The organism is Hydrocoleum sp. CS-953 (assembly GCF_002260545.1).
GTDB lineage: Bacteria > Cyanobacteriota > Cyanobacteriia > Cyanobacteriales > Microcoleaceae > Trichodesmium.
On sequence record NZ_LGSU01000969.1, the window covers coordinates 1 to 5749 of the forward strand.

The window sequence follows — 5749 nt, forward strand, 5'->3', positions numbered from 1 at the left end:
AAGATTTAGATGCAGCTTATGTTTGGTATGAAAATAGCCGTCAGGAACTTGGAGAAGAATTTCTTAATGCTATTGATAATTGCCTATCATTAATTCAAGCAAATCCTTTAGCTTATCCAATAATTTATAAACAAATTCATCGTACTATTGTGAGAAAATTTCCTTATGGAATATTTTATCTGCTCAAAGATGATGCTGTTGTTGTTATAGCTTGTCTTCATGCCAAACAAAATCCTCAAAGATTGCAAAATCGTATTTAAGTGGTAGGTTGGGTTAAGCGGTAGCGCAACCCAACAATAACTAGAATTTCTCGTATTAACTAAATTAAACCTAACCCCCCAGCCCCCTTCCCTGCAAGAGAAGGGGGAGAATAGCCCCTCTCTTTGCAGGAGAGGGGTTGGGGAGAGGTATTCATTAGCGATCGCCAAACCCAACCTACTAATTTCGCCTTGAGCTAATATCACCAATTGTTATAGTTGTTTCAGAATTGCCAGAAACATTAATTTGGCCGATATTATCACCTCCGGCCTGATAAACATCACGCCCTGCTCGAATATTCTCCTGCGCTTCCTGTTTGACTTCCTCCCATCCCCCTTCGGGTAAACCTTTACCCCCACGCAATAACGCTACGGGAAAATCTTCTGTTTGGGAAAAGTCGAATATGGGGGTTTGTTTTTCCCCTAATTGTTGAGCGCTTTCGGGAACGGTTTTGCTCACATGACTCATTAGGTTGGAAACCTTGACAATTTTATCTCCTGGTTTATTGCCTCCTCCTTGTAATGCTTCCAGAAAATGATATGTGTAGATACTCATTGTTTGATCGGAGCGTATCCATGATGACTCGTCTCCTGTGGATGAGGTGAATACTGCTCGCCCTGTTCCTTTTCTTAAGTCTGCTATTAAGTTTTTCGGGAGGGCGGTTTGACTGAAGTTTTCGGGTAATTCTAGTTCGTCTGTTTCTTTGGCAGTTGCCATTCCTTGGGCGTGACAACTATCTATTATTACTAATAGTTTTTGGGCGGATATTTGCTGGAGGGCGTTGTTAAATTCTGTTGCTGGTAATGCTGTTTTTTGTGGTTTTACGGGACTGGTGTCGTGGGGGATTAAATAATAGTTTTTGGTTGATTTATCTAGCCAACCATGACCCGAATAATAGACTAATATTGTGGCTTCTGGGTCGTTTTTTGCTTGTTGTTGGAGCCAGTTTAAGTTATCTAAAATGTTTTGTTTTGTTGCTTGTTCATTGCTGAGGAAGCGGAGATAATTTTCATTGTCAATGTAACTACAGAAGTCGGGTTTTATGAGGAATGATTTGATGGCTTGAACGTCTTTGACTGTGACGGGAAGTGACCAGTTGGAGTATTTGCAGTCGCCGACTCCTATTAGTAGGGCGTAGTTGTGAGAAAGTGTGTTAGACATGGGTATTTTGGGGGTTGGTTTGTAGTATTGAAGGCGTTGTTGGATGGTTTGAATGGTGTTGATGGTTTGAGATAACATTTGTTTGACAAACTTATCATTTTCTACTTTTTTTGTCAACTCAACAATTGTGTTTTCAGAACCTATTTTACCCACAGCTTCTGTTGCAGTTCTACGCATATCATAGTCTGAGTCTTCAAGTAGTGGAATTAATCCTGGAATCGCAGTTTCGGAACCTATTTTACTCAGAGCTTTTACTGCACAACTACGGACATAATAATTTGAGTCTTTTAAAAGTAGAATTAATCCTGGAATTGCAGTTTCGGAACCTATTTTACCCAAAGCTTCTACTGCACGACTACAGACAACAGAGTCTAAGTCTTCTAGGAGTGAAATTAAGCCTGGAATCGCAGTTTCAGAACCTATTTTACCCAGAGCTTCTGCTGCACGACTACGCACATAAGAATTTGAGTTTTTTAGGAGTGAAATTAATCCTGGAATTGCATTTTCAGAGCCTATTTTTCCTAGAGCTTCTGCTGCACGACTACAGACAACAGAATCTGAGTCTTTTAGGAGTGAAATTAATTCCGGAATTACAGTTTCATAGCCTATTTTGCCTAAAGCTTCTGCTGCACGACTACGCATATCAAAGTCTGAGTCTTTTAAGAGTGAAATTAGTTCCGGAATTACAGTTTCAGAACCTATTTTACCTAGAGCTTCTGCTGCACGACTACAGACAACAGAATCTGAGTCTTTTAGGAGTGAAATTAATTCTGGAATTACAGTTTCAGAACCTATTTTACCTAAAGCTTCTGCTGCACGACTACGCACATCAGAGTCTGAGTCTTCTGTAAGTTGAATTAATCCTGGAATTGCAGTTTCAGAACTTATTTCAACCAGAACTTTTGCTGCACTACCACGCACATCAGAGTCTGAGTGCTTTAGGAGTGGAATTAACCCCGGAATCACAGTTTCCGAACCTATTTCAACCAGAGCTTCTACTGCGCTCCTACGTAAATAAAAGTCTAAGTCCTCTAGAAGCTGAATTAATCCCGGGATCGCATTTTCTGAGTTTGTTTTTCCTAGAGCTTTTGCTGCACTGCAACAAACCTCAGTATCTGAATCTTCTAGAAGTTGAATTAATCCTGGAATCGCAGTTTCTGAGCCTATTTTACCCAGAGCTTCTGCTGCACTACCACGCACATCAGAGTCTGAATCTTCTAGAAGTTGAATTAATTGCGGAATCGCAGTTTCTGAGCCTATTTTACCCAGAGCTTCTGCTGCACTACCACGCACATCAGAGTCTGAATCTTCTAGAAGCTGAATTAATCCCGGAATCGCAGTTTCTGAGCCTATCTCAATCAGAGATTCTACTGCACTTCTGCGCACATAAGAGTCCAAATCTTCTAACATTTGAATTAATCTCAGAATCACAGTTTCCGATTTTTCGACAACTAAACCTATTTCACCTAGAGCTTCTACTGCATTCCAACGCACATAAGAGTCTTCGTATTCTAGAAGTGGGATTAATTCCGGTATCACAGTTTCCGAACCTATTTTAGCCAGAGCTTGTGCTGCATTCCAGCACACATAAGAGTCTTCATATTCTAGAAGTGGGATTAATCCTGGAATCGCAGTTTCTGAACTGCTATGCTCATCAGAGTCTGACTTTTCTCGGAGTGGAATTAACGCCTCAATCGCAGTTTCCGAACCTATTTTACTTAGAGCAAATGCTGCTCTCTTACGCAAATCAGAGTCTGAGTCTTCTAGGAGTGGAATTAATGCCTCAATCGCAGTTTCCGAAGCTATTTTACCCAGAGCATCTGCTGCCCTCATACGCAAATCAGAGTCTGAGTCTTTTAATAATTTAACCAACCCCGGAACAGCAACATCCGACTCCGTTAACCCTGCCAACTTAACTTTCACCAACCCAGGCAACTCCAACCCCTCAACCTCCACCAACGCCCGCTCCTGAAACCTCCCTTGCACCTTACCCACCAACCTCGCCCCCAAAAACCAATCAACCTCCAACGCCAACCTTACCACCCGCACCGCCAACGCCTCATCTTCCACCAACCCCAATATCAACGCCACAACTTCCGTCCACTTCAAATAATTCAAATAATCCCACTGCAACTCATAGTCACTCATTCCAGACAACTGCAACAACAACCTTTCCGCCACATAATACTGCTTCATAAAACCGATATCAAACGTCACAAGCGCGACAAGTCTAATGTTTACTTCTTGCTTCAACTGAGGCCGTCGGCGGTTACTCATCCACAAGCATTAACGGTCAAGCCGACCGCATTTCTCAAATTTATACTAGCATTCAAATCACGGTCTATAGATATGCCACATGACCGACAGTCATAAGTTCTCAGATTTAATGGCATATCTTGGATGTTACCGCACCTGCAACAAGTTTTTGATGATGGAAAAAATCTATCAACTACTACTAACTCACAACCGTACCATTGGCACTTGTACTCAAGTTGTCGCCTGAATTCATAAAATCCTTGGTCTGTTATAGACTTAGCTAGCTTATGGTTAGCCAACATCCCGCTCACATTTAAATCTTCTATGACAACAAGGCTGTGGTTTTTAGCTAGATATGTTGTCAATTTATGAAGTGCATCTTTGCGGATGTTAGCTACTCGCCTATGTAACGCGGCTATCTTCAGTTGTGCCTTTTTCCAATTAGCAGAACCAATAATTTTATTTCGGTTCAGGTATTGTAGTCTAGAGAGCTTGGCTTCAAACTTGCGGTATGACTTTACACTCTGAAATACTTTCCCATTACTTAACGTTGCTAATGTCTTAATTCCCAAATCAACACCTACAATTTTAGTAGTTTTTTGTGTTAATTTTGGAGTAAATTCATAGCTACAGCTAAGATACCAATCCGATGCCTGTCTACTAATAGTTATTTTTTGAGTTATTGCCTCAATAGGTTCGTAAGTTTTGACAATACCAATAAAAGGTAATTTATGATTCCATCCATTTAATTCTATTGGCTTTCCAGAATTATCAATTGTGAAACTATCATGTTTACCTTTTTTCTTAAATCTTGGATATTTACTCAATCCTTGAAAGAATCTTTTAAACGCTTCACCCAAGTGGATGAAAGCATATTGATAAACTTTAGATGATAAGCTTTTCATCCAGGGATAAAGAGGTTTTGTCTGATTAGTAAAAACCTCTCTGAGTTTACGGGCATTAGGTTTATAACCATCCCTGTAAGCCGCATTCCACAAACTTAACCCCCAGTTATAACACCATCTGCTATAACCTGCGTGTTGAGCCATCAGAGTTTTTTGCTTATTATTTAATTTGAGTTTAGTTCTGATGGATTTCATGTATTAGTGAACCCAGACTTTCTAATAGAACTGCTTTTTAAGCTATTATATCGTTATTCTTTGATTAAGTCAATGCTCCCAATTTTTCATCACCCACGCCAACTGCTTCATAAAACTGATACAAAGCGTCACATAACGTCACTTCTTGATGTTTACTTCCTGCTTCTACTGAGGCCGTCGGCGGTTACTCATCCACAGGCATTGACGGTTAAGCCAACCGCATCTTAACAGTCTATACTTACATTTGAGTCTTTGTCAATAGACAAGATTGGACATGATTGTTCTCCAACCCTCACTGCGCTGTTGTGTCGTAGCAAGCGGGATTTTTGGAGAGGTATATATAGATAGAGAGGCAGAAATGTGGAGAGCAGCGATTAGTGCACAAGATATAAAGCGTCACCCTCATTACTGACAAATGTGTGAAGAGAACTACCGTATTATATCGTTTACACACATAAATTGTTAACTAAGTCGAAACTCCTGCAACAACCTATCCCACCAACGTCGAGAACTTTCATCAACGGGAACATCTTGCTTGAGACGACTACGATAACTTTCAGTAAAACTCCGAAACACCAACCCCAGATGAGCAGGTATTACTTCGTTATAGTTAAACACCGAACACAACATCAACAAAAACATGGGAGTTTCCCCCAACTCCCGCAACCTCCCCTGCAACTGCTGCCATAAATTTTCACCATGCTCTGGCAAATAAGCACAGACAAACTCCTGCATTTGAGATTCCGTCAGAGGCAGCATTTCCAACCTTTTCTCAATCCCCAAATCTCCCCCCAGACTCAAATCTCGCGTCGTAAACACCATGGCAGTTTTGGGGTAGTCTTGCCGAAACATTCTCACCTGTTGTCGTGCCGCTTCCGATGCCATCTCGTTAAACCCATCGAAGAGGAGCAAAAGGGGAGTGTGGGGAGTGTGGGAAGTGTGGGAGGTGTGGGAGGTGTGGGGAGTGTGGGAGG

At 41.2% G+C, this 5749-nt stretch carries 4 protein-coding genes; 1 reads left to right on the forward strand and 3 read right to left on the reverse strand.

Annotated features, from left to right (window positions below; genetic code table 11):
* Positions 1-260, forward strand: a 260-nt coding sequence (locus AFK68_RS13580) for a type II toxin-antitoxin system RelE/ParE family toxin (RefSeq protein WP_094673265.1), incomplete at its 5' end; no start/stop codon positions are given.
* 178 nt (positions 261-438) lie between these two features.
* On the opposite strand, the gene AFK68_RS13585 is transcribed toward AFK68_RS13580, so the two are convergent.
* The 3 genes from AFK68_RS13585 to AFK68_RS36770 all read right to left on the reverse strand — a co-directional run.
* Complete coding sequence (locus AFK68_RS13585; RefSeq protein ID WP_094673266.1) at positions 439-3696, reverse strand: HEAT repeat domain-containing protein; 3258 nt, start codon at positions 3694-3696, stop codon at positions 439-441.
* Positions 3693-4775, reverse strand: a complete 1083-nt coding sequence (locus tag AFK68_RS13590) for an RNA-guided endonuclease TnpB family protein (RefSeq protein ID WP_094673267.1) — start codon at positions 4773-4775, stop codon at positions 3693-3695. Before AFK68_RS13590 ends, AFK68_RS13585 begins: the two co-directional genes overlap by 4 nt.
* 462 nt (positions 4776-5237) lie before the next feature.
* The coding region (locus AFK68_RS36770) for an NACHT domain-containing NTPase (protein ID WP_371357376.1) at positions 5238-5749 on the reverse strand (512 nt) is incomplete at its 5' end.